Genomic DNA, 24586 nt, shown 5'->3' on the forward strand with positions numbered 1-24586 from the left:
CTGCCTATTTTTTTTTAGCACACATTGGCTCAATCCTTACAAAGGTATGGGTTTCAGGCTGGTTGTTACCCCCCCAGGCTCAGGACTCTAAGTAATATTGATAAGAATCTCCCGGAGTCTCGCTGACACAAATCCCTTTTCTAAGAATAGCGCTACTTTCTGGGCAGTGCGATCGTCCATAAAAATTGCTGGACAGTGCCGGATCTGCCAAGTTGATTGAAACTTTTTTTAAATTAACACTCATAGTGTGTAGATTTAAAGCCGTTACAAGCTTTATATTTTTTTACTTACAAAAAATATAAAGCTTAAAATATTTGGCGAACAGGTTCGGAAATTGAGAAAAGCTAGGGGGCTAAGCCAAGAGGAGTTAGCTGAACTAGCAGAACTGCATCGAAATTACATTGGTGGCATTGAACGTGGCGAGAGAAATGTTGCACTTCTGAATATTGTGCGTCTAGCTAAAGCTTTGGGAGTATCGCTAAGCGAATTGTTGGAGGGGATAGAGTAAATGACTTCACCTTATGCGGGGCTTGCCACAGAAGATTGGGCAGTAAAAACCAGGGAACTGATAGAGATACATCCACTTAACCCGGATGAAATATATGAAGTAGTAATTCAAGTGTGGCGAGAAATATTTGAATCTAATCTAACTAGCACAAACTATAAAATAGGTGTCGATTTATTTCCCAGCCCCCAAATTATGGGATACTTTTTGCACGAACTCATCCCATTAGAATTGACTAGGCGATACCCAGAAATTTGGCGTCGCGAAGAAACTGCTACTGAAAAAGATGTGGTCTGTCTTCTAGATGATTGTTTCTCGATCGAGATTAAAACGTCTTCAAGTAATCGTAATACCTATGGAAATCGCAGTTATACTCAACTAAGCACTACTGGTATAGAAGGAAAGAAGAATAAATCGGGCTATTACCTTGTTGTTAATTTTCAGAAATTTAACAAAAACGTTCAAGGCTCACAAAAACCGCAGATTAATTTAGTAAGATTTGGATGGTTAGACCGAGAAGATTGGCAAGGTCAAGCCGCTGCAACCGGGCAACAAGCAAAATTAAGTCCTGCTGTTGAACGTTATAAATTGCTGCAATTACCAACTTTAGAATAAAGATAACTGTGCTTCTCTGAGTTCCTTGTCCCTCAAAAAATTATCTATTCTACTAGCGACAATCTCACAATAATCAGCCCTAATTTCAAATCCAATAACTTGACGCTGCAAACCCAGAGCCACAATTGCTGTAGTCCCGGAACCCATAAACGGATCTAAAACAATGTCGTTTAAATTCGATGCAGACTTGATGATGCGATCGACAACAGCAACAGGAAATTGAGCGGGGTGAGGCGTGCGTTCTTTGGAAGCTCGGTTTTTCCCCGACGTAACTTTTGGGAACTGCCAAACATCCGTCGGATTTTTGCCTTTTAAGTTTACTTTAATCTTGCCGTTCTTTTTCTGATTCGGATATTTCACATTTGGGTCGCGTACTTCATCCAAATTAAATGTATACTTATCTCGATTTTTTACATACCAGAGAAACTTTTCATTGCGGGGTGAAAAGAACTTGCTGCCCGCAACTCCCGCGCCGTAGTTCCAGACAACTTCTTGAATCAGATAAAAAGGCACTTTGTCCCAAAGCAGGTAGGAAATCGGAATTGCTTTTGCCCGATCGCGAATTGACAAATAACCTAAATTCAGCCAAAATGCTCCTCGATCGATCGTTACCCGGTAAACCTCTGCTATCCACTGCTCGCACCAGTTTAAATACTCATCTAACACCAAGGATTTTTCGTACTCTTTGCCGATGTTATAAGGCGGGCTGGTAACGGTTAAATCTACAAATTGATCGGGCAGCAGCTTCAATCCTTCCAAGCAATCCATGTTATAAATTAAGCAATTAGGAGCTTGAAAGTACGGTTTACCTAAAATATTCGCGATATCAGTCAAGCTCATGAAATATTGGGGAGATATTTTGTTGACAAAGTGTAAAATTTATAGTAAGTGAGTTTAGAAATATTGTCAAACTCATCTGGATTGGCCGATCGCCCTGTGGGAAACAAAAGGTTACAATCACAAATACATTCTATTTCCATAACATTACTGTTTATAGCTTGAACTTCTCTGTGCCCAATAACAACACCTCAACTCAATCCTTTCAATTTGACTCGATCGACAGCGCCCTCGCAGACCTCAAAGCAGGTCGCATCGTGGTAGTAGTCGATGACGAAAATCGCGAAAACGAAGGCGACGTGATTTGTGCCGCCCAATTCGCCACCCCCGACAACATCAATTTCATGGCCGTGAACGCGCGCGGTTTGATTTGTCTGGCCTTGAGCGGCGAAAGGCTCGATCGCCTGGAACTGCCCCTCATGGTCAGCAAAAACACTGACAACAACCAAACAGCCTTCACCGTCAGCATCGATGCAGTCAACGGCGTCAGTACCGGTATCTCCGCCGAAGACAGAGCCCGCACCATCCAAGTAGCCATCCACCCTGACACCAAACCTCAAGACTTGCGGCGTCCCGGTCACATTTTCCCCCTGCGGGCGATCGACGGTGGCGTCCTCAAACGCGCCGGCCACACCGAGGCCTCGGTTGACCTCGCCAGACTCGCTGGCCTGTATCCCAGTGGCGTCATCTGCGAAATTCAAAACCCTGACGGTTCGATGGCGAGGTTGCCGGAATTAATCGAGTACGCTAAACTCCACAACCTCAAAATAATCAGTATTGCCGACTTAATTAGCTACCGACTCAAGCACGATCGATTTGTCCGCCGCGAAACCGTCGCCAAATTGCCCACTCAATTCGGCGATTTTATGATTTACGCCTACCGCGACACCCAAGACAATTCAGAACACGTTGCTATTGTCAAGGGCGACCCGGCAGAATTTAAAGATAAACCCGTGATGGTGCGGGTGCATTCCGAATGCCTGACCGGCGATGCTTTGGGTTCCCTGCGCTGCGACTGCCGGATGCAACTGCAAGCGGCACTGAAAATGATCGAAAATGTCGGTTCTGGCGTCATAGTTTACTTGCGCCAAGAAGGTCGGGGTATTGGATTGGTAAATAAACTAAAAGCTTACTCGCTGCAAGATTTGGGATTGGATACGGTAGAAGCCAACGAACGGTTGGGATTTCCCGCCGACTTGCGGAACTACGGCGTCGGAGCACAAATGCTCAACGATTTGGGAGTAAAAAAAATTCGGTTGATTACCAACAACCCGCGCAAAATTGCGGGTTTGAAAGGTTACGGGATTGAAGTAGCCGATCGCGTCCCCTTACTAATTGAAGCCACAGATTACAACTCGATCTATTTGGCAACAAAAGCCGAAAAACTCGGTCATATGCTCCTGCAAACTTATTTAGTAACAGTGGCGATTCAGTGGAACGAAAAAGGAGAAGGAAAAGAGGAAGATTCTGCCATTCAAAATCGGTACGAACACCTCGAAAAACTGCGGCATTTGGCGGCTAGCCAGCACTTGCTGCTGCAAGAAGAAGCGCGACCGGTGGGAATAGCCCTTTTCGGAGAAGGCTCCCTCATCGTTCACCTGGGCTTCGATCAAGCCGGACTCGCAGCCCCCGACTGGTACTCGGATCTAAACCATCCTTACGTCAGAGCGATCGGTCAAATTCTCGGCGAAATCAGCATTGAGCCGAATTTGCAAACATTAGAATTCATGGTTTCCTCCGGTGGAGATCCGCTCAAAACCCTGCAAGTCCAGCTCGATCGCCAGACATTCCTGTTGTCGGAATTAACCGGAATTTGCGATCGGCTCGAACCTCAGAAAATCTACAGTTTTGCTCCTCTTGCCTGAAGGCAGAAGGTAGAACCCTTCCCCCCTACCCCAGCAGGGGGGAAGGCAGAAGCCAAGAAAAACTGTGAATTTCAGAATAATACTTGTTGATACCGGCATCTTCCTTTCGTCAGAAAGCAGCCACCCATAAAAACAGTGAATAACAATGTTGATTGCAGTCTAATATTATGTCGGGTCGATTACCCGAAATCAGGTAGGGGCGGGTAAACCTGCCAATATCTGCCAATAATGGACAATCTCAAAAACCCGCCGGACCGACATATTGTGGTCAATTGATCGGACATGATATAACAAGCCGATGTAGCGAACAATTGAGAGAGCATCGTCAATGCACATTTATCTTATTAAGCAGTATTAATACTCATTAAATTATTCACTAGGACTTTTAGTTAATGTTAATTTTTTTAGACATTGATGGTGTACTTATTCCTGACAGAAGAAATGGATCGAGTTTGCAAACTGATATAATGAAATTTAATTCCGATTGCCTTAATCACTTTGAAAATGTCCTCCGTTCCTATCCTAATGCGCGAGTAGTAATTTCATCATCTTGGAAAGAAATATTCCCCTTCGAGGTAATCCCGCCATTGTTTTCACCAGATATCGCTATCCGTATTATCGGATACACCCCTTTTCTAAACCCCAAAAATATTCACCAACACAAATATTTACGACACCAGGAAGTTCTTGAGTATCTTCGACAAAATCAAGCAGAAAACTCACCTTGGGTAGCCATTGACGATATTCCAGAACACTATCCGCCAGATGCGCCAGTTGTGGCTATTGATGATTACAATGGTTTTGACCAGAACTCAGCAAAGGTACTTTCAGAATATCTAACTTGATTTCAAAGGTTAGGAAAAAAGTACCGGAATAGAGAGGGTAAGGAACCCCACGCTTAAAAGCGGGGGCTTTCAAGACAGTCCGGCTCTGTGAGCGGGATTGAACCGTAAGCCCAAACCTTACCAGAGACAGGATCAGACCTACGTTTTTTGAGTCACGATACCGGAAAATGCGACGCTAGTTTTCCGCTCTATCGCTGAGAGTTAAACAGGCCTAATGGGGTTAAACCAGTGCTTTCAGCCTAACAAGCTCACTAAACATTCTCGAAGCGAACATTACCCCGAAAGGGAGATTGAGGTAACCATACCTCACCGGAGAGGCAACCCGACCTCTCCAACCCCGAAAGGGGATTCAAGGCGACGGTCGTCGCAGCCGCCTTCCTCCCCATGCCTAAAGTCAGGGGCTTCCCGCTCGTTTTTTTGGTGAATTTGACATGGAAATGAACGTTGGTGACTTTCTGCACCGACTCGATCTCAGGGGACAAGCACTTAAAGGCACCAACCTTGGCGGTGCGGAACTCCGGGGAGCCAACCTCCGAGGCACGGATCTCCGAGAAACCAACCTCAGCGGCGCTATGCTCAGGTATGCAGACCTGATTGAAGCCGACCTCAGCGGCGCTAATCTCAGCGGGGCGGATTTAGCTGAATCATTTCTTAATTTAGCTAACCTCACTAGAGCTGATTTGACTGGTGCTGTCCTCCGAGAAGCTAATCTCGTAGGAGTCGAATTCACGGGCGCCAACCTCAAACAAGCAAGTTTGATCAAGGCTAATTTAGTAGGAGCAAATCTCCACGAAGCCAACTTAACCAGAGCCAACCTTAGCGGGGCGGATTTACGCGGTTCTCAGTTGAGCGGCGCCATTTTAGACAAGGCGGTATACAACAACCGGACTATCTTTCCCGAAGATATTGATCCGGGTGCAATGGGAGCATTTTTGCTAGCTCCCAATGCTTCGCTCCCTGGCTTAAATCTGGCTATGGTAGATTTGACCGAAGCCGATTTAAAAGGAGCCGATTTGCGGCGGACAAACTTATACAAAGCTATTTTATTTGGCGCCAAACTCGATCGGGCAAACTTAGCAGGAGCCAACCTCAGCGCAGCGGACTTGAGGGAAGCTAGTTTGAGCGGCACGATTTTGGAGAAAGCTGTTTACAGCAACAAGACTTTGTTTTCAGAAGGCATTGACCCCGCTCTGGGCGGAGCTTATTTAATTGCTCCCAATGTATCGCTGCAAGGGGTAAATTTAACCGGAGCCGACTTAAACGGGTCAGATTTAAGCGGAGCTAATTTGAGCGCTTCTAACTTAACTTCGGTCAATCTCAAAAATGTAGACCTCAGCAGAGCTAGCTTAAAAAAAGCTTACCTCAAAGGTGCAAACTTGGAGGGAACTGATTTAAGAGGAGCCGATTTAAGCGGCGCAATTTTACACCAAGTAAACTTGAGTTCTGCTGACCTCCGGGGTGTAGACTTAACAAGGGCTGACCTCAGCGGCGCTAATTTAAAGGATGCCGATTTGAGGGAGACAGATTTCACCGGAGCTACTTTGCTGTTCGCTAACTTGAGCGGGGCCGACTTGAGAGGTGTAGACTTGACAAAAGCTGACCTCAGCGGCGCTAAGTTAAACGAAGCTGATCTCCGAAAAGCAGATTTGATGAGAGTAAATTTGGAGGGAGCAGATTTAAGTGAGGCCGACTTGAGCGATGCTCATTTATTCCGAGTTAATCTCAGAGGTGCTAACCTGAAAGGTACTAACCTCAAAGGCGCAAGTTTAAAAGGGGTATTTTTGACTGACGCTTATTTGAGCGAAACGGATTTGACCGATCTAGATCTGAGTCCGACTTTTTTTGAATTGCCACTAGAATCGGAATGGTAATTAGTTGACTGTTAACAATCAAAAATCTACAATCAAAACTCGCCCAGGGAAAATTACTCGATTATTAACAATCTAAAATCTAAAATCTAAAATCTAAAATGGATCGACCGTTAGGCTCTGTTATTCAAGGTTCCCTGAGCAAGGGATTAGAAGTGCGACTGCACGCCGATGTTTCGGTGGAAGATATGAGGGTGGGGAAATTTCTAGTAGTGCGGGGGGTGCGATCGCACTTTTTCTGTATGCTCACCGACGTATCTCTGGGAACTTCTAGCGCCCGCATTTTATCGAATCCTCCCAATCCCGACGACGATTTTCTGCTCGCAGTGCTAGCAGGTAGCAGCACCTACGGTACGATCCAACTGTCGCCGATGTTGATGTTGACTGCTGAGAGAGAAAAACAGCAGGCAATTTTTGACCCGACGAAAAACGGCGGAGTTCGCGAGAATAAGCTGGCGTTAGGAAATTTGGCTTCTTTTGAGTCACAAACGGGTGCGGATATTGAGTTGCTGCCGGTTAAAACTATTCCCAGCCACTTTTCGCAGGTGTTTGATGCCAAAGAAAGTGATTTTAGGGCAGTTTTTGGCTGGGAAGATGACCCGTACCGCCGCAATTTTGCGATCGGCAAACCGATTGACATGGATGTTGCTGTGTGCTTGGATTTAGACCGATTTGTGGAACGCAGCAACGGCGTTTTTGGCAAGTCGGGAACGGGAAAATCTTTTCTGACGCGCTTGCTATTGTCGGGAATTATTCGCAAGCAAGCTGCGGTTAATCTAATTTTTGATATGCACTCGGAGTACGGGTGGGAAGCAGTTTCGGAAGGGAAACAGTTCAGCACTGTTAAAGGTTTGCGGCAGTTGTTTCCCGATAAAATGCAGATTTATACCCTCGATCCAGAATCGACCAAACGCCGGGGAGTCCGCGACGCTCAAGAGTTGTTTTTGAGTTTCGATCAAATTGAAGTGGAAGACATCGCGCTAGTACAGCGCGAGCTAAATTTGTCGGAAGCTAGTATCGAAAATGCGATTATTTTGCGGAACGAACTGGGCAGCGGTTGGATAAATAAGTTGCTGGACATGACTAACGAAGATATTCAAATGTTCTGTGAAGAAAAGCGCGGGAATAAATCTTCGATTATGGCTTTGCAGCGGAAATTAGAGCGGTTGAAAGAGTTGAAATATATTCGCCAACGCTGTCCGAAAAATTATGTAACTGAAGTTTTGCAGTGTTTGGATAGTGGAAAAAATGTAGTGATTGAGTTCGGTTCCCACTCGGATTTGCTGTCATATATGTTAGCAGCAAATGTGATTACTCGCCGCATTCACGAATCTTACGTGGGGAAAGCTGAAAAGTTTTTGATGAGCAAAAATCCGTGCGACAAGCCGCAGCCGTTGGTGATTACCATTGAGGAAGCTCACCGCTTTCTCGATCCGGCGATCGTCCGATCGACTATTTTTGGTACGATCGCCCGCGAAATGCGAAAATACTTTGTCACCCTGCTGATTGTAGACCAGCGCCCGTCAGGAATCGACGCGGAAGTCATGTCGCAAGTCGGAACGCGGATCACAGCTTTGCTAAACGATGATAAAGACATCGATGCTATTTTTACCGGCGTTTCTGGAGGGCAGAGTTTGCGATCGGTTTTGGCAAAACTCGACTCCAAACAGCAAGCATTAGTTTTGGGACACGCCGTACCCATGCCCGTAGTCGTGCAAACTCGCCCCTACGACGAGCAATTCTACAGAGAAATCGGGGATATTGACTGGCAAGAAATGCCCGATGAACAAGTATTTGCCGAGGCAGAATCTGCCAAAATGGATTTGGGATTTTAACAACAGATTAAACCCTTATAAAATCCCTCTTTATCAGCGTTAATCTGCGTGCATCTGCGGTTAAAAAAATCTAATTCCTATCCTATGTTTTAATAATTAATTCAACGCGGCGGTTTTTCTCCCTCCCCACCGGGTTGTCTGAGCCGTCTAAATTATTATTAGGAGAAATCGGTTTAGTTTTGCCGTACCCTTTGGTTTGCATCCGGGTATTCTGCACCTTGAAAACGTTGATAAAATAATATTTTACCGCTGCGGCTCGCTTCTGGGAAAGTTCGAGATTATAGGAATCTTCCCCGCGGTTGTCGGTGTGTCCGTTGATGAATATTTGGGCGTTTTTGTAATGTCTCAGCAGCAGATTTATCTTGGTGAGAGTGGGTTTAGCTTGGGCGCGGACGTTATATTTGTCAAAATCAAATAAAATAGTTTCAGGCACATTAATTCTGATGCCTTCAGGTACTTTTTCGGCGTTTAACTCTGTTTCAATGTTTTTGACAGACTCGGTTGTTATTTGAGTTGGTAGCTGCTCCTCTGTCGCAGTTTGATTAGCGGTGATATTCTCAATTTTTACTGTAGTCTGAGCAATAATTTCAACTTTTACTGTAGTAGGAGTAATTGGTATTACTTCTAAGGTTGTAACTGCTGTTGATTCTGATTCAACAGTATCGACTTTGGCGGATTTACTGGCAGCCACATCAGAGGATGAGGTCGCGAAAAGCAATGATGAGATTATCGTAGTATTAATCAAGCTAATTAGCTTTGTCATTTCTCAATTACCTGTTAATTGGAATATTCTCGAATAGGAGAATAGAGCTACCATCAGAATTTATAGTGGAATATATCCGCAAATTATTTGCTTTCGGTTGTAACCAACCTACGAATACAAACTGCCCTTTGAGCGTAGTGCCTGGTTTAATCATAATTTTGGTATTATTGGAGGGAGGCAACAAATTATATTTTTGCCTATAGTTGTCGTAGAGATACATACCATTTTCACCATTAAGTATTACAACTTCCTTGCTACCATTTGTAATCACCATAGTCACTATAATGCTATCTTCGCCAAAGGTAATTTTTGTCAGCCGTCTCCATAGTTGTTGATCGATAACGCGCAGGTCGTAAGTTTGCGTAGGTGGCAGAGAGTTTGTAGTTTTCTGGGCAACCTCTAAACTCGTTTGAGTCGGAATTGGTGTGGAAATTTGAGTGTTTTGTGCTATTGGTGTTTGAGTAGACGGTGAAATCGGTGGAGTCTGAACTGGCCTAGGAGTTGGGGTATTGGGGGCGGGCGATGCGGCGGGTTCTTGTGCTATTGGTGTTTGAACGGGAGGTGAAATTGATGGAGTTTGAATTGGCGTAGGAGTTGGGGTATTGGGTGCGGACGACGCGGCGGGTGCTTGTGCCAATGGGTTTTGCACACAGGCGACACACACCAGCGATAGTAATGCTAATTGTGGGAAATTTTTAGCTTTCATTGCTGCACCCGATCGAGCTTTTGTGCTAATTTTAATGTAGAGTGGTAGCTTTTGTTGCGGGTTTAATCTAGCCTTGAGAATTAGATGAGCTACAAAGTGTGTGAAGCGTAGCTATCCCGTAGGGAATCGCCCTTAAAATCTCTTTCACTAGAAATTACGATCGAACCTGAAAAAAATTAGCCCCCAGCTTTCCGTCAGAAGCTTTTCCCCTTTCACCCCCTCACCCCTCATCCCTAACTGCCCAAAATTTGCATAAGCTTAAACATGATGGAGATGATGGAGCCTCGCAGCACAATGAAAGTCAAACAGGGCAACAGCCAGCCTTTATACACCTTGTCGTTAGTCGTAGCAGAATTTGCATAGCATATTTTAATAAAAATGTCAATAAATATTTTAAACAGTTACTCGCATCTAATACGGCGATCGAGTTCGGTTATCTCGCATCCCACCATCTAGGCAGCGAGAAAATTTCAAGCGATGATAGAACAGAGAGCAAAACAAAGCCCTCGAATTGCATGAGTCTGTTTGCATGAGTATTGTGAAGTTGAGTGGCAGTTAAAACTAACAGGGAATTCAAAACCTTAAGGAAAAATGTAGAATCTTGACCTTAAGACAGAGGTTTTTAGCCTTTACGATCCTCAAAATTGGGAATAGTATTGAGAAAACTAAACTCTTGCTTCACTTCGCCTTGAACTAGCCGTTAAAGCTAGCGAGCTACCGAAAATCGACGGGGATTACTGGAAAATCCAGCACAAAAGTAATCCCAAACAAAAAGCTTCTACCGATCGTCACCGATAAACAAGAGGGGAAACATCCCCTTTGTCGCAGTCTTTATCCCACTTGTAAAAGTGGGACAGGGTATCACCAACTTTTTATCTGTTGTTACAAGGAGTGCAATACTCACCCATGTCCACCACAACCCCCAAAAACAAAACAGTGAAAGCCGATCGCATGGGCAGCCGGCCATACTCCTCAACGGATACGGTTCGTACCTATCTGCACGAGATCGGTCGCGTACCCCTGCTAACCCGAGAAGAAGAAATTGTTTTCGGGAAGCAGGTGCAGCAAATGATGAAATTAATCGAAGCAAAACAAGCACTTGCTAAAGAATGGCAGCGGGATCTGACGAATCAAGAGTGGGCTGCCGAAATGGAGTTGACCGAACCTGAACTTAGCCGCATCTTACACATAGGGCGGCGGGCCAAGCAAAAGATGATTGAAGCCAATTTGCGGCTAGTAGTGGCGATCGCCAAAAAATACCAGAAACGCAATATGGAATTCTTGGATTTAATTCAAGAAGGCACCCTCGGTTTAGAACGAGGAGTCGAAAAATTTGACCCGATGCGGGGATACAAATTTTCTACCTATGCCTACTGGTGGATTCGCCAAGCAATTACCCGGGCGATCGCCCAACACGCCCGCACGATTCGATTGCCAATTCACATCACCGAAAAACTCAACAAAATCAAAAAAGTGCAGCGGGAACTTACCCAGCAGTTGGGCCGGTCTCCCTCCCCTGCCGAAATTGCTGCCGCTTTGGAACTGCACCCTTCCCAAATTCGGGAATACCTGCTGATGGCAAGACATCCAGTTTCTTTGGACTTGCGCGTAGGAGACAACCAAGATACCGAACTGCAAGAACTCTTAGAAGACGAAACGGCATCTCCAGACAACTACATTACCTCGGAATTACTGCGGCAAGACCTCAATACTTTGATATCAGAACTTACTCCCCAGCAGCGAGATGTAATAATATTGCGCTTCGGTTTGGAAGACGGCACAGAAATGTCTCTGGCGAAAGTCGGAGAACGGTTAAATCTCAGCCGGGAACGGGTGCGGCAGCTAGAACATCAAGCCCTTGCCCACCTGCGGCGCCGCCAATCTCAAGTCCGAGAATACTTGGCTAGTTAGTCACTAAAAAAGTTGAGATTTCCCAAAATCTCAACTTTTTTTTCGTGTTGGCGCTGCTGGGAAGGCTACTTTTATAGCAGTTAAAAAAAAGAATGCAACGGTAGGCCTGTTCTCCAAACCCTTATGGAATAGGTCACGCCAAATTATTCAATTCTTTAATCTAAAATTTAAAATCAAAAATGGTATTATTTGAGGGGTCGATCGCCCGATCGGGGCGGACGCAAAATTTATCAAAACTAATCTTAGATTTAACTTCAGGAACCGGGCGGGCGATCGTTCCTTTAAGTTTATAGTCAACATTAAGCCAAATACCCGGTTTCTCTACAATCTTTGTGAAACTGGTACAAGAGGCGCTTGGAACCAGCTATTTTAAATTTTGGGGTCTGGAGTGGTTTTGACTTATTTCATATTGACAGGAAGTTTAGAAGCGATCGCGATCGTGCTGGCTCTCTCGCCCGGTAACTTCAGCATCGCATTCCCCGCACGCCGGGCACACAACTCGGACATCAAATCCGGCGTTTTAAGCTCGCAATCTCCGCCAAATCCTGGGGCAGATACAGCTAGCACAGGTTTAGCAGATGGCATTTACCTCTACGGCCAGTCGAGCCAGCCAGAGGAAATTAAACAAGAATATTTTGTATTTGAAATGCGGCAGAGTAAGGTAGTCGGCGCTTTTTACCTGCCTCGGTCTGCTTTTTACTGTTTTTACGGCACGGGCGATCGAACTCAGTTAAATTTAACAGTAGTGGATAGTTACGACGGCAGTCGCTCTCCCTACTCGGTAAACCTGCAACAGTATTACCCAATTTCTACCATCAGCGAGAACGATCGGCGCATCTTGGGAATTTGCAAAGAATCTCACAAACAGCAGGTGTGGGAAAAGTAGGAAACACGCGCTGCGCCACCAGTCAATCGATTTTAGATTTTAGATTTTAGATTTTAGAATTGAAGAAAGCAACCCGACTGATACATCGGACGCCCCCGGAGCAAATTGCTTTCGGTCAGGGTTCAGGAAACAGTAGTAAAATTGCTCCTGAGTTGAGATTTCGGACGGACACCACACACATGGCAAGATGAAACTGCGTCGGAAAACACTATCGATCGTTGGCATTACCATCGCTGCATTGACTGGCATTCTGTATGTCGCCTCCTCAAGCATCCTCTTGGGCAGCCTGATCAAAGCAGAGGAACAAGAAGCCACACAGGTTGTCAAGGGAGTGCTCAGCGTGTTCGGGCAAACCGCAGATGACTTCAACTCGCGCTTTGCCGACTGGTCGTCCTGGGACGACACCTACACTTTCATCCAAAACCGCAACTCAAAATTCATTGCCTCCAATTTAATTCCAGAAGGGCTGGCTAATATAAGAGTTAATATAGCCATTTTTGTCAATACTTCTGGCAAAATAGTTTACAGTACGGGTTTCGACAGCCAAAAGCTGAAACTAACGCCTGTTCCAGAAGCATTAAAACGCCGCATTTCTCTGAGCGACCCGCTGTTGCAGCACCCCAACGCCAAAAGCAGCCTCGCTGGTATCCTGCTACTACCGTCAGGGCCAATACTGATTACTTCCCGGCCAATTCTCACGACTAAAAGCACCGGCCCGATCCGGGGTACGCTGGTATTCGGGCGCAATTTGGATGCTGCGAGCATTGCGAAGGTTTCTAAAATTACTCGCTTGCCACTCATTGTACACAGCGTTAATGAGGCTCAGTTGCCTGCAGACTTCGAGAAAGCGCGGGAGAAACTGTCGGAAAAAAAACCGATTTTTGTGCGTCCTTTAAGCGAAGAGTCGATCGCGGGTTACACTTTGATCCGGGATATTTACAACCAACCTGCGCTGCTATTGCGGGTGGATATCCCCAGAGAAATATATCGGCAAGGTCAAATTAGTTTACTGTACCTGCTGGGGTCTGTAGCGCTAGCGGGAGTTGGGTTGGTCGGCTGCACTCTGCTGCTGCTAGAGCGTCTGGTGCTGTCTCGGTTGAGCGGTTTGGCGAAAGCAGTCAACCACGTCAGCAGCAGCCAAGACCTCTCGGTGCGACTACCTGTGACGGGTGAAGATGAGTTGTCCGACCTTGCCCATACTATCAACGGAATGTTGAGTGCGATCGCCCAAGCCGAAAGCGAACAACTTGAGGAAAAAGCCCGCTACCGAGCTGTCGTGGAGCAAGCTACAGATTGCATTTTCCTGTGGGACGCTCAAACCAAACGTCTTTTGGAAGCCAATACAGCGTTTACAGACTTGCTCGATTACAGTCTTGATGCGATTTCGCAACTGACTATTTACGATATCATCGCTTACTCTAAAGACCTAATTGACAACAATATCGAGTTGCTGCTGACGGACAAACAATTCAGGATTGGCGAAGTTCTCTACCGCCGCCGAGACGGTTCCTGCGTGGATGTAGAAGTGAGCGGGAGCGTGATTTCCTACGGAGGCCGCGAGATTATTTGCACTGTTGTCCGCGACATTACCGAGCGCAAGCAAGCAGAAGCCGAACTGCGAGCCTCGGAAGAACGCTACAGACTTTTGTTTAAAAATAACCCCCATCCGATGTGGGTTTACGATTTAGAAACTCAGGAATTTATAGCCGTCAATCAAGCTGCTATCGAACACTACGGCTACACTCGCGACGAATTTCTCAACATGACCGTTGCGGACATTCGTCCCTCCCAAGAGCTGCCGAAATTGCTAGAAAATATATCCCCAGTAGATGCTGGTATTGAGTTTGCAGGTGTGTGGCAGCACCTGAAAAAAGACGGAACAATTATTGATGTAGAAATTACTTCTTATGCCATGCTATTTGATAGCAGAAATGCTGAATTAGTGCTTGCTCACGACGTGACCGACCGCTTGCAAGCGGAGGCCGAACTCTACAAGGCCAAGGAAGCTGCAGAAGCAGCTAGTTTGGCTAAAAGTCAGTTTTTGGCTAACATGAGCCACGAACTACGAACTCCTCTGAATGCGATTATCGGTTACAGCGAGATTCTGCAAGAAGAGGCTTTAGATTTGGGCGCAGAAAATTTTGTGTCTGATTTAGAGAGAATTCACAATTCAGGCCAGCTTTTACTAACCTTAATTAATGATATTCTGGACTTGTCGAAGATTGAAGCCGGTCACGCGGAAGTGGAATTAGAAACTTTTGACGTGTCGGAGGTCGTTCAAGATGTAGCTAGAACTGTTGAACCGCTATTTTTGCGAAACACAAATCGCCTGAATGTGGAGTGTCCTAATAATATTGGCGAATTGTATTCCGATCAAATTAAGCTTACTCAAATTTTGTTTAATTTGCTCAGCAATGCAGCTAAGTTCACTCATAAAGGAACAATTATACTCAGCGTTGAAAGAATTAAAAATGACGAGAATAGTTGGGATTCTGAACAGTTAATTTTTAATTGTAGTGATACTGGGATTGGGATGACTCCTGAACAGCTACAAAAGTTATTTCAACCTTTTACGCAAGCTGATGCTTCGACTACCCGCAAGTACGGAGGTACGGGCTTGGGTTTGGCAATAGCGCAGAAATACTCTCAGATGCTGGGGGGAGAAATTACTGTGGCTAGCGAGTTTGGCAAGGGGTCAACTTTTACCTTAACCTTACCAGCATAGCTCTCTTTTAAATTTTATATCGGGTAAAAAGTCTTGACAAACAACATTAATACTCAATACCTGGTTGAGCTTTAATGCCTTGTTCTCGGAATGGATGCTTAACTAAAGTCATTTCTGTCACCAAGTCTGCCCGTTCGATTAGCGCTGGCGGGGCGCCTCTGCCTGTTAAAATAATGTGGGTTTCTTCTGGCTTTTGTTCTAACCCGGAAAGCACTTGCTCGACTTGCAAATAACCTAGTTTTAATGCTATATTGACTTCATCTAGAAGAACTAATTTAAATTCGGGATTGCAGATAAAAGTTAGGGATTTTTCCCAGGCTTTTTGAGCTGTCGCGATATCTTGATCGCGGTCTTGCGTGTCCCAGGTAAAGCCTTCTCCCATTGCGTGGAATTCTAGCTGTTTTTCCCAGAGTTGAAAAACGGCTTTCTCTGCGGGTTCCCAAGCTCCTTTGATAAATTGTACTATAGCGACGCGGTATCCGTGGCCGAGCGATCGCACAACCATTCCCAAAGCGGCTGTAGTTTTGCCTTTGCCGTTACCGGTATTGACTATAATTAAACCTTTTTCTTTTGAGGAGTTAGCGATTCGCTGCGCCTGTACTTCTTGGCGGCGCTGCATTTTCTGTTTGTGTTGTTCCGCTGTTAAGCCAGTGGTTGCAGTAGTTTCTGTATTGGTTTCCATTAGATTTTTTTAACCGCAGATGAACGCAAATAAACGCTGATAGATGCTAGATGTCTAGTTATTGCCACAGTGTTTTCAAGTTTAGCACGAAACCGGGCAAAACATCTTCTCCTGAAAGTTCTGTTGGACATTCCAAAACTTCTATTTCTTGTCCTTGGCGATAGATTTCGACTCGGCGGGTTTTGCGGTTGATTAACCAGCCTAGTTTTACTTGGTTATTCATGTATTCTTGCATTTTGTATTGAGTATCTTTTAAACTGTCGGTTGGCGACATTAACTCTAAGACAAAATCCGGGGCAATGGGAGGAAATTTTTGTTTTTGTTCGGGAGTGAGTGCATCCCATCTTGATTTTTCAATCCAAGAGACATCGGGAGAACGGTTGGCACCGCTTGGCAGTTTGAAGCAAGTTGAAGAATCGAAACAAATTCCCAGTTTAGTTTGTCGGTTCCAAATTCCAAAATCAGTAGCTATTTCAAAATTGTAATTTCCGGTTTCTCCTCCTGTGGGTGGCATGACGATTATTTCTCCTTTGGCGTTGCGTTCAAATTTGACATCGGGGTTTTCGCGGCACAGTTGATAAAATTGGTCGTCGGTTATTTGGGCGATCGAGTTGAAGTTGATGGTAACTGCTATCATGGTATTTTATCAGGATGCGTTGGAACTTTTAAGCCAGATAATGTATATGAAGGCGGATAAATGCTGAGCGATGCAGATGCTGTAAATATTATTGATGGAGGACTGAGGATTTGAGTTGTAGGTTTGGGGAGGCACTTGTGATATGATTATATCATCTACTTATAACTAGCTCTCAATATTTTTATAAAAAACTTTGTTCAGGAAACACTTACAGACATACCAATAATAAAATGCAATGTTAATTTCGCTAAACAGTTTAGGTACTCCCTCTAGTAAACTGGATAATATTTTGTTTTTTAAATGCAGGGCATCTACGCCGATCGCAAAAAACAACAAGCCCAAACCCGCTAACAATATTTGGTAGGGAGTTAACTGTAGTTCTCGCCTAAAAAACCATCCGTAAGATGACAAAATAACGGCGTATAAAAGACTTACTCCTAGCTTAGGAATTCCTATGGCTATCATATATATATGAATTCGGTAAGTTTGATTCAGTAGAAATCCACCTGTTAAAAGAGCGGAAAATAAAATAAATCTATTTTCATTAGGACATGGTTGAATAGTTTTAGCTAATCCATAGGTGAAAGTACAAACAACGACTGGTACAGAACATAAAATTTGGAAAGTACGAGTTAACAAGGCGACATTAGGATGGGGAGAAAAATAAGGCTGAAAGAATAAGTCGCTGACTTTTAAGCCTGAAAGTTGAGTAAAAAATATCAGTAGCGCCACCAATAATAAAGATAAACAATTTAGTCGGACAACAAAGCGCGAAAGAGTCATAAGCAATTAATACCAAAAATTAGGTCTACTGCCCAAATCCAAAAAAATTATATCACCAATATCTCTGGATATTTTGCTAAACTTAATCATGAGTGTTATCAAAACAAGGAGACAGTCATGCTGTCAGTGAAAGAAGCAGAATCGATCATTCTAAATTTGGCGCAACCCCTCGACAGTCAGGGGGATGTAGAAACTGTAGACTTACTGGCAGCATCGGGGCGCATTTTGGCTGCTGCCGTCACTGGTTCCCTGGATTTTCCTTATTGGGATAATTCAGCAATGGATGGGTACGCGGTGCGGTTTGCGGATGTGGAAAACTGTAGCGCCGAAAAACCAGTGGTACTCGAAGTAGTAGAAGAGATTCCAGCCGGATATCAGCCTCAAAATACCGTCCAATCGGGGCAAGCGGCGCGAATTTTTACGGGTGGGGTGGTGCCTGCCGGTGCTGATACGGTGGTAATGCAGGAAGAAACAAGGCGTGAGGGCGATCGTATTTTTATCTTAGTTTCTCCTGAAAAACCGCAAGCATTTGTCAGGCACAAAGGCGCTTTTTATCAAGCAGGAAAAACTTTGCTAACTCCCGGTACAGTTATCAATGCCCCAGAAATGGCGGTGTTAGCAACTGCCCAGTGCATTCAAGTTCCCGTTTATCGGCGGCTGCGGGTGGCAATTTTTTCTACTGGTGACGAATTGGTATCGCCAGACGAACCTTTGGCACCGGGGAAACTGGTAGACTCGAATCAGTATGCTTTGACAGTTTTGTTGGCGCAAATGGGATTTGAACCGATTCGATTGGGCATTGTTCCTGATAATGAAGATGCGTTAAATAAGGCGATATCCCGGGCTGTTGCGACGGCGGATGTGGTACTTTCTACGGGGGGCGTCTCGGTAGGAGACTACGATTATATTGAGAAAATATTGGGGGATTTGGGAGGAAAAATTCACATTAGTTCTGTGGCGATTAAGCCGGGAAAACCTTTAACGGTTGCTGCGTTTAAACGAGGTGAAAAGAATGATGATTCGCCGAGTTTGAGTTCGGATTGTCTCTATTTTGGTTTGCCAGGAAATCCGGTTTCGGCTTTAGTCTGCTGTTGGCGCTTTGTTGTGCCTGCTTTGAAAAAGATGTCTGGGCTTGCCCTGGATGCTTGGGGGCCGGAGTTTCTCAAAGCTAGGTGTAATGCTGAATTGCGATCGCCTGGGCAGCGCGAAACTTATGTTTGGGGTAAACTACATTTAGTTGCCGGAGTCTGGGAATTTGAACCTGCTAGCGGCAGCCAAAATTCAGCGAATTTAATTAACCTCGCCAATACGAGTGGTTTAGCAGTTTTGCCACCAGGGGACACCTGGATTGTACCGGGCGAATTCGTGGAGGTTTTAAAAGTTAGTCATTAGTCAGTTGACAGTAGTCAGTTGGCAGTAGTTAGTTGGCAGTCAACAGTCAACAGTCAGCCGGAAAAATTACCAATTGCCAATTAATTATGAGAATTTTAATTGTTGAAGATGACCCGATGATGCAACTGGGATTAGAGCAAGTTTTAGCCGATTCCCCAGAAATAGAAATAGTAGGACAAGCAGAAGACGGCTATTTAGGCGTAGCAGCCGCACTGAAACTCAAACCTGATATTATTGTAATGGATATCGGTTTGCCGCGGCTCGACGGCATAGCAGCGACGCAGCAAATTAAAGCACAACTGCCCGAAGTTCGAGTCGTAATGTTAACTTCTCACACGGCAGAAACTGAAATTATTGCTGCCCTTTCTAGTGGTGCTGATGCTTATTGTATTAAAGGTGCTTCTGTAGACAGGCTGTTAGCAGCGATCGCAGCCGCAGCAGAGGGCGCTACATATCTTGATCCTCAAATTGCCCGGACTGTCATCGAACACCTCAAACCCCCGATACCTGCCTCTACAACTACTTTTGGTCAGTTGTCGCAGCGGGAATTGGAGGTGTTAAGATTAATGGTGGAAGGTAACAGCAATCCCGAAATTGCAGCGGCGCTTTACTTGAGTCCAAATACTATTAAAACTCATGTTCGCGGTATTATGAATAAGTTGGCAGTGGATGACCGCGTGCAAGCAGCAGTTGTAGCGCTGAGAACTGGATTGGTGTAAAGAAGTCAGTAGTCAGTAGTCATTAGTCAGTAGTTATTTGTTGTTTGCTACCAAGGCTTTTCTGCGAAGATGCTTTTTTGCCCAATGCCCAATTGCCAATTGTCAATTGTCAATTGCCAATTCCTAATTCCCAATTCCTAATTCCCAAAAAGTTTATGTCTGAATGGATAGAAATCGGTAAAATTGTAGCAGCTCAAGGTTTGGACGGGGAAGTGCGAGTCTATCCCGATTCGGATTTCCCGGAAAGGTTTATCGAACCGGGAAAGCGGTGGATTTTGCGCCCTAACAAAAGTGAACCGGAACCGATCGAGTTTTTGGGCGGTCGCTACATTCCGGGCAAAGGGCTGTATGCTGTAGAGGTAGAGGGTGTGGAAGACCGCGATAGTGCTGAGGCGCTGCGGGGCTGTAAGTTGTTTGTTGAAAAGACCGATCGACCTTACCTCGAATCTGATGAGTTTTACGTCCAAGATTTGATCGGTATGGAAGTTTTTAACCAGTTAACCGGGGAAATTTTAGGCAAGGTAAGTGATATTATTCCCGCAGGTAACGACCTTTTAGAAGTAGAAACGAATCTAACCGCGCCGGAAACTGTCGCCGCAGAATTAGAAAAGCCAAAACAGCGTGAAACTCCCCAAGCCAACGCTGACCCCAGAAATACCCGCAAACCACGGAAAATTCGCGTTAAAGAGCCTAAATCCACAAAAATCTTGATTCCTTTTGTGGAAGAGATTGTGCCAGTTGTTGACTTAGAACAAGGCCGAATTGAAATTGTGCCTCCTCCTGGTTTGTTGGAATAATATCATGTCCGGTCGCTCGACCGGATCTGATATTAGTTATTAACAATTCCCACTTCTCAATTCCCGATATTAATCTTTTCCTTTATTTGTAGACCGCACTATCAAGTAACTGATGGAAAGCGCGAAAATTGCTGTCGCCAAACCAATCAAGTCGGCTGCGGTTTTCTTTTCCAGGTCAAGAATGATGATTTTTCGAGATACTGCTATCAAAGAAGTTACAATAACTAGCTCTACTTGAATTACGTGCTTTTTCAGATAAGCTGTAATATTTTCTAAGATTTCCAGAGCAATTAAAACATTTAAAAATAACCCAAATATGACAAACAACGTGTCTTTTAACAAATTATCAGTGTGGTTTACCAATTCTTTTGCTAAAAAAATCAGCAAATCGCAAACGCTGAGGAGAATTACCCAAATCATCGCCAGTGATAAAATTTTCGATATTACTACTTCTACACTTTCTGTAAAATGCAGAAAATTTTCATCACTGCTTGACTTGGAAATTTGCCTAAATATTTTTTTCAGCATAAAAGTGATTTAGTCTTAATTCTTAATTAATAATTTTGTCATTGTTCGGTACACTTTGCAAGCGCAAAACTCTGTGATTGCCTGGTTTTACGGCATCACCCGGGTACTTGGGAAAAGGCGGCTCTCTTTGCCGGTTATATCTTATAGTTTTTCGTGTCAGCTAGGAATCGATCGCGCGCGATGAACTCCTACTTAATAAATTTTTGCCATAAAAAAACCTCAAACTATTGTCTAGCAATATTTTGAGGCTTTTAAGGCGCGGTGCGACGACTGAACTAACTATCTATTCTCAACAGAGAATGATTGTTGACTCCCAGTTTGCTCCGACGCGCTATAGAAGATAGCTAAAAATTTAGCTCGGGTGGTTTAGTAGCGACGAGAATTGCCACCGCGATCGTTGTTACCCCAGTTACCGCTGTTAGAAGAACCACGTTCTTCGCGGGGTTTTGCCTTATTGACCTTGAGGTCGCGACCCATCCACTCAGCACCGTCAAGAGCCTCAATGGCTGCGGCTTCTTCGGCTTCAGTAGACATTTCTACAAAAGCGAAACCCCGCATCCGACCTGTTTCCCGGTCAGCAGGCAACTGAACGCGCTTTACTGTTCCGTACTCTCCAAAAGTTTGGTTGAGGTGTTCCTGCGTTACTTCGTAGGATAAATTGCCGACATAGATTGACATTGAACATTCTCCAGAATCAGAGGGTGTAGAGATTTAAATCCGGAGGAACGCCGATCGAACGAACTGCACTGCCGAAAATAAAGCCTTGTAAAACGATTATAGCACCTTGAGGTGCAAACGGCAATTGTCTGACTCGATTAATTAAAAAGAAAGCATAAGCCTTTGGCCATAAGGCATTCAGCCGAAGCAAAAACTCCCAATCAAGAAGGAAAAACTTAGAATAAATAAATTTAATTTTCCTTATTCCCGGGCTCTGCCGGGGAAACGCAGTTTTTAGGCTGCGTAATGGCATAACGATTTTAGGTTTTAGATCTGGGATTTGGGATTTAAGATTTATGTGTAGGGTATGTCCGAGTTCAAAATTGCTCGATCGAGAGAGGTTGTTACCCCAAAAAACGGATACAAGCCCCGGACTCCTGTCGGGAAGAGTGCAAAATTTTCGACTCTTGTTCAATATCCCAGATTCATCTGTGGAGTAAAGATTCAATCGTTCGACTGAGCGTGATTGACTGAGTGCTCGCCGAACGTCAACCAACTTCCTCTCGTTTCCCTGTCTATCCCCCGCGGCTTCCCGCTCGTTCTTCGGTGATTTGTAACATCCCGTAGTTGGACGGCAGCTCAAGAAGTGACGGCGAGGGTGGATTTTGCCCAATTAAATTCCTCAACTTCTGCGGCAGTTTCTGCCCCAACCAGCACCAACTGCACCGCACAAGCTTTTAACTCAGGCTGTTTGGAATCTGGACAGCTTGCAGAATGAGTCATGGCATTGGCTTCAGCACCTTCGGCCCACAGAGAACCCCAGTGCATGGGTACAAATAGCGTACCTGGGGCGATCGCCTTTGTGACTTTTGCTGGAAACTGCGCCTTGCCGCGGCGCGATCGAACTTCCAGCAAATCTCCCTCCTTAATCTGCAATTGGGCAGCATCGCGGGGATGAATTTCCAAAAACGGATCGGGGTGCAATTGATTAATTTTCTCTGTTCTACCCGTCCGCGTCATCGTGTGCCAGTGTCCGTAAAGTCTCCCTGTCGTCAACACAAACGGATAATTGGGATCGGGAGGTTCTGCCAGTCCCCGCGAGTGATAGGCCGAAAATCTTGCCCGCGCGTCAGGAGTGTGAAAACGCCTGTCAGTATACAGCCGTTTCGCTTCGTTCGCTGGATGCACAGGCTCGTTTTCCCGGCAAGGCCACTGCTGTGGCCCTTCTTGGCGGATGTATTCGTGGCTGAGACCGGTCATGTCGCAAGGCTGACCCCGCGTCAACTGCGCGTACTCTTTAAACACCTCCGCACTGTTCTCGAAAGCAAAGTGTTGGGCAAAACCCAACCGCCGTCCCACCTCGGCGAAAATGCTCCAGTCGTCGCGGGCTTCCCCGGAGGGAGTGTCGAAACCGGGACAAAAGGTAACGCGGCGTTCGGAATTCGTCATTACTCCGGTTTTTTCGCTCCACTGCGTTGCCGGCAGCAGGATGTGAGCGTAGGCAGAGGTTTCAGTGGGATAGTAAGCTTCTTGATAAATAGTAAAGGGCGATCGCAGCAAAGCAGCTTTAGTACGTTCCAAATCCGGCATACTCACCACCGGATTAGTAGCTGCAATCCACAGCAACTCGACTTCGCCAGTTTCCAAACCGGTAATCATCTCCCAAGCTGTGCGGCCTGGATTCGGGGAAATGCTTCCCGGTGCGATTCCCCAAAACTCCTCGACTTGGGTTCTGTGTTCAGCATTTTTCACAAATCGGTAGCCTGGGAGCAAGTGAGACAGTCCTCCGGCTTCCCGCCCTCCCATCGCGTTTGGCTGGCCCGTGAGGGAAAACGGGCCGCATCCCGGTTTGCCGATTTGACCTGTCATTAAGTGCAAATTAATCAGCGATCGCACCTTTGCCGTGCCTTCCGACGACTGATTCATTCCCATCGACCACAGCGACAAAACCCGCTGCGACTGTTCCCAGTAGTTTGCCGCCGTTTCTAACTCGCTGACAGTAATGCCGCAGCGCGAGGCTACAAACTCCGGCGTGTAGCTGCTAATAACCTCAGCAAAAGCTGAAAAATTCGCCGTGCATTCTTCAATAAACTCAGCATCTATTGCTTGCCTGCGTAACAGCAAATATGCAATTCCATTAAGCAAATCTATATCCGTACCCGGTTTAATTGCTAAGTGCAAATCCGCCGCTTCCGCAGTCGGAGTCCGCCTTGGATCTACCACAATCATCTTGACATGGGGATGCTTTTTGTGGTACTTAGCTAATCGATTGAATACAATCGGATGGCATTCCGCTGTATTGCTACCAATAATAAAAGCGCAATCTGTTAATTCTAAATCGTCGTAACAGCAAGGCGGCCCGTCCGAGCCAAAGCTTTGAACGTATCCAGAGACTGCTGAAGACATACACAAGCGAGAATTAGCATCAAAATTATTAGTACCCAGACAACCTTTCATTAGTTTCTGGGCAATATAATAATCTTCTGTTGCGAATTGACCCGACCCGTAAACGCACAAAGCATCGGGGCCGCTGGTGCTGCGAATTGTTTGGATGCGGTTAACAATTGCATCGAAAGCTTCGTCCCAGCTAGCGCGGCGGAACGGTTGGTCGAGAGTATCTCGCATCATCGGATACAGTAGCCGATCGCTCCGAATGGACTCTGCTACGGTTGCTCCCTTAATACAAACCATGCCTTGACTCGATGGGTGATTGCGATCGCCCCGCACTTTCCAACTTTGTTTTTTGTCGGGAACAACTTCTAGACCGCAACCTACACCGCAGTATGGGCAAAGAGTTTTTATAGTTTCCATCTGGTGATTTTAGATGCTAATTTTTGAAAGCTAATGGGTAATTCGTAATTTGTCATTATAGTCGGAACTGAGGGCTCCTGCAAATAACGTGTCAATCATTACTAACTTACCGCATATATGCTTCACAGACACGGACAATACCCTGATTTAGAATTACCCGCTATCTTACTAAAAATCTGGCTCGCTCTCGCTTGTAGTCAGCTTCTGACTGCTGCTAAA

21 protein-coding genes are annotated in these 24586 nt (G+C 45.3%); 12 read left to right on the forward strand and 9 right to left on the reverse strand.

Annotated features, from left to right (window positions below; all coding sequences use genetic code 11):
* Window positions 1-310 precede the first annotated feature (310 nt).
* Together QUA90_RS11110 and QUA90_RS11115 are read left to right on the forward strand one after the other, a co-directional pair.
* On the forward strand, window positions 311-508 hold the full coding sequence (locus QUA90_RS11110; RefSeq protein WP_333445544.1) for a helix-turn-helix transcriptional regulator: 198 nt from the start codon (window positions 311-313) through the stop codon (window positions 506-508).
* Window positions 509-1120: a ScaI family restriction endonuclease gene (locus tag QUA90_RS11115; RefSeq protein ID WP_333445458.1), complete on the forward strand. Its 612-nt coding sequence runs from the start codon at window positions 509-511 to the stop codon at window positions 1118-1120.
* Here QUA90_RS11115 and QUA90_RS11120 read toward each other — a convergent pair.
* Window positions 1112-1960 (reverse strand): site-specific DNA-methyltransferase, encoded by an 849-nt coding sequence (locus QUA90_RS11120; RefSeq protein WP_333445460.1) that lies wholly within the window; start codon window positions 1958-1960, stop codon window positions 1112-1114. The two genes, QUA90_RS11115 and QUA90_RS11120, sit on opposite strands and share 9 nt — an antisense overlap.
* A 170-nt stretch (window positions 1961-2130) precedes the next feature.
* Here QUA90_RS11120 and ribBA point away from each other — a divergent pair, with 170 nt between their 5' ends.
* From ribBA to QUA90_RS11140, 4 genes are all read left to right on the forward strand, one after another.
* Window positions 2131-3822 carry a bifunctional 3,4-dihydroxy-2-butanone-4-phosphate synthase/GTP cyclohydrolase II gene (gene ribBA, locus QUA90_RS11125; protein ID WP_333328269.1) on the forward strand — a complete coding sequence of 564 codons (1692 nt, stop codon included), beginning with the start codon at window positions 2131-2133 and terminating at the stop codon, window positions 3820-3822.
* A gap of 392 nt (window positions 3823-4214) precedes the next feature.
* The gene (locus QUA90_RS11130; protein WP_333295886.1) at window positions 4215-4667 is read left to right on the forward strand and encodes an HAD domain-containing protein; all 453 of its coding nucleotides are present in this window, start codon (window positions 4215-4217) and stop codon (window positions 4665-4667) included.
* 431 nt (window positions 4668-5098) lie between these two features.
* Window positions 5099-6538: a pentapeptide repeat-containing protein gene (locus tag QUA90_RS11135; RefSeq protein WP_333445461.1), complete on the forward strand. Its 1440-nt coding sequence runs from the start codon at window positions 5099-5101 to the stop codon at window positions 6536-6538.
* Between the two features lie 98 nt (window positions 6539-6636).
* Window positions 6637-8370 carry an ATP-binding protein gene (locus tag QUA90_RS11140; protein WP_333445463.1) on the forward strand — a complete coding sequence of 578 codons (1734 nt, stop codon included), beginning with the start codon at window positions 6637-6639 and terminating at the stop codon, window positions 8368-8370.
* A gap of 82 nt (window positions 8371-8452) precedes the next feature.
* On the opposite strand, the gene QUA90_RS11145 is transcribed toward QUA90_RS11140, so the two are convergent.
* The gene (locus tag QUA90_RS11145; RefSeq protein ID WP_333445465.1) at window positions 8453-9133 is read right to left on the reverse strand and encodes an OmpA family protein; all 681 of its coding nucleotides are present in this window, start codon (window positions 9131-9133) and stop codon (window positions 8453-8455) included.
* Between the two features lie 7 nt (window positions 9134-9140).
* A complete protein-coding gene (locus tag QUA90_RS11150; protein ID WP_333445467.1) occupies window positions 9141-9839 on the reverse strand; it encodes a hypothetical protein in 699 nt (232 codons plus the stop codon).
* A gap of 906 nt (window positions 9840-10745) precedes the next feature.
* Between QUA90_RS11150 and QUA90_RS11155 the strand changes: the two genes are divergently transcribed.
* The 3 genes from QUA90_RS11155 (at window position 10746) to QUA90_RS11165 (ending at window position 15361) form a co-directional block, all read left to right on the forward strand.
* Window positions 10746-11750 carry an RNA polymerase sigma factor, RpoD/SigA family gene (locus tag QUA90_RS11155; protein WP_333445469.1) on the forward strand — a complete coding sequence of 335 codons (1005 nt, stop codon included), beginning with the start codon at window positions 10746-10748 and terminating at the stop codon, window positions 11748-11750.
* A 388-nt stretch (window positions 11751-12138) separates the two neighbouring features.
* Entirely contained in the window at window positions 12139-12636 is a 498-nt protein-coding gene (locus tag QUA90_RS11160; protein ID WP_333328256.1) for a hypothetical protein, read from the forward strand.
* Between the two features lie 187 nt (window positions 12637-12823).
* Window positions 12824-15361 (forward strand): CHASE4 domain-containing protein, encoded by a 2538-nt coding sequence (locus tag QUA90_RS11165; RefSeq protein WP_333445471.1) that lies wholly within the window; start codon window positions 12824-12826, stop codon window positions 15359-15361.
* A gap of 46 nt (window positions 15362-15407) precedes the next feature.
* Here QUA90_RS11165 and cobO read toward each other — a convergent pair whose 3' ends face one another.
* The 3 genes from cobO to QUA90_RS11180 all read right to left on the reverse strand — a co-directional run bounded on the left by cobO (window position 15408) and on the right by QUA90_RS11180 (window position 17463).
* A complete protein-coding gene (gene cobO, locus QUA90_RS11170) occupies window positions 15408-16043 on the reverse strand; it encodes a cob(I)yrinic acid a,c-diamide adenosyltransferase (protein WP_333445473.1) in 636 nt (211 codons plus the stop codon).
* Window positions 16044-16101: 58 nt separating this feature from the next.
* Window positions 16102-16680 (reverse strand): Uma2 family endonuclease, encoded by a 579-nt coding sequence (locus QUA90_RS11175; protein ID WP_333445475.1) that lies wholly within the window; start codon window positions 16678-16680, stop codon window positions 16102-16104.
* Between the two features lie 165 nt (window positions 16681-16845).
* A complete protein-coding gene (locus tag QUA90_RS11180) occupies window positions 16846-17463 on the reverse strand; it encodes a hypothetical protein (RefSeq protein WP_333331699.1) in 618 nt (205 codons plus the stop codon).
* A gap of 117 nt (window positions 17464-17580) precedes the next feature.
* Here QUA90_RS11180 and QUA90_RS11185 point away from each other — a divergent pair, with 117 nt between their 5' ends.
* From QUA90_RS11185 to rimM, 3 genes are all read left to right on the forward strand, one after another.
* Window positions 17581-18855 carry a molybdopterin-binding protein gene (locus QUA90_RS11185; RefSeq protein WP_333331697.1) on the forward strand — a complete coding sequence of 425 codons (1275 nt, stop codon included), beginning with the start codon at window positions 17581-17583 and terminating at the stop codon, window positions 18853-18855.
* 86 nt (window positions 18856-18941) lie between these two features.
* Window positions 18942-19574 (forward strand): response regulator transcription factor, encoded by a 633-nt coding sequence (locus QUA90_RS11190; RefSeq protein WP_332995821.1) that lies wholly within the window; start codon window positions 18942-18944, stop codon window positions 19572-19574.
* Between the two features lie 155 nt (window positions 19575-19729).
* On the forward strand, window positions 19730-20371 hold the full coding sequence (gene rimM, locus QUA90_RS11195) for a ribosome maturation factor RimM (RefSeq protein WP_333083877.1): 642 nt from the start codon (window positions 19730-19732) through the stop codon (window positions 20369-20371).
* A 69-nt stretch (window positions 20372-20440) separates the two neighbouring features.
* Here the strand turns inward: rimM and QUA90_RS11200 are convergent, their stop codons facing one another.
* The 3 genes from QUA90_RS11200 to QUA90_RS11210 form a co-directional block, all read right to left on the reverse strand.
* Window positions 20441-20899: a phosphate-starvation-inducible PsiE family protein gene (locus QUA90_RS11200; protein WP_333083854.1), complete on the reverse strand. Its 459-nt coding sequence runs from the start codon at window positions 20897-20899 to the stop codon at window positions 20441-20443.
* 366 nt (window positions 20900-21265) lie between these two features.
* On the reverse strand, window positions 21266-21577 hold the full coding sequence (locus QUA90_RS11205) for an RNA recognition motif domain-containing protein (RefSeq protein WP_332948676.1): 312 nt from the start codon (window positions 21575-21577) through the stop codon (window positions 21266-21268).
* A 618-nt stretch (window positions 21578-22195) separates the two neighbouring features.
* Window positions 22196-24367, reverse strand: a complete 2172-nt coding sequence (locus QUA90_RS11210; protein WP_333445478.1) for a nitrate reductase — start codon at window positions 24365-24367, stop codon at window positions 22196-22198.
* Window positions 24368-24586: the final 219 nt, after the last annotated feature.

It is taken from the genome of Microcoleus sp. D3_18_C4 (assembly GCF_036702355.1).
Lineage (GTDB): Bacteria > Cyanobacteriota > Cyanobacteriia > Cyanobacteriales > Microcoleaceae > Microcoleus.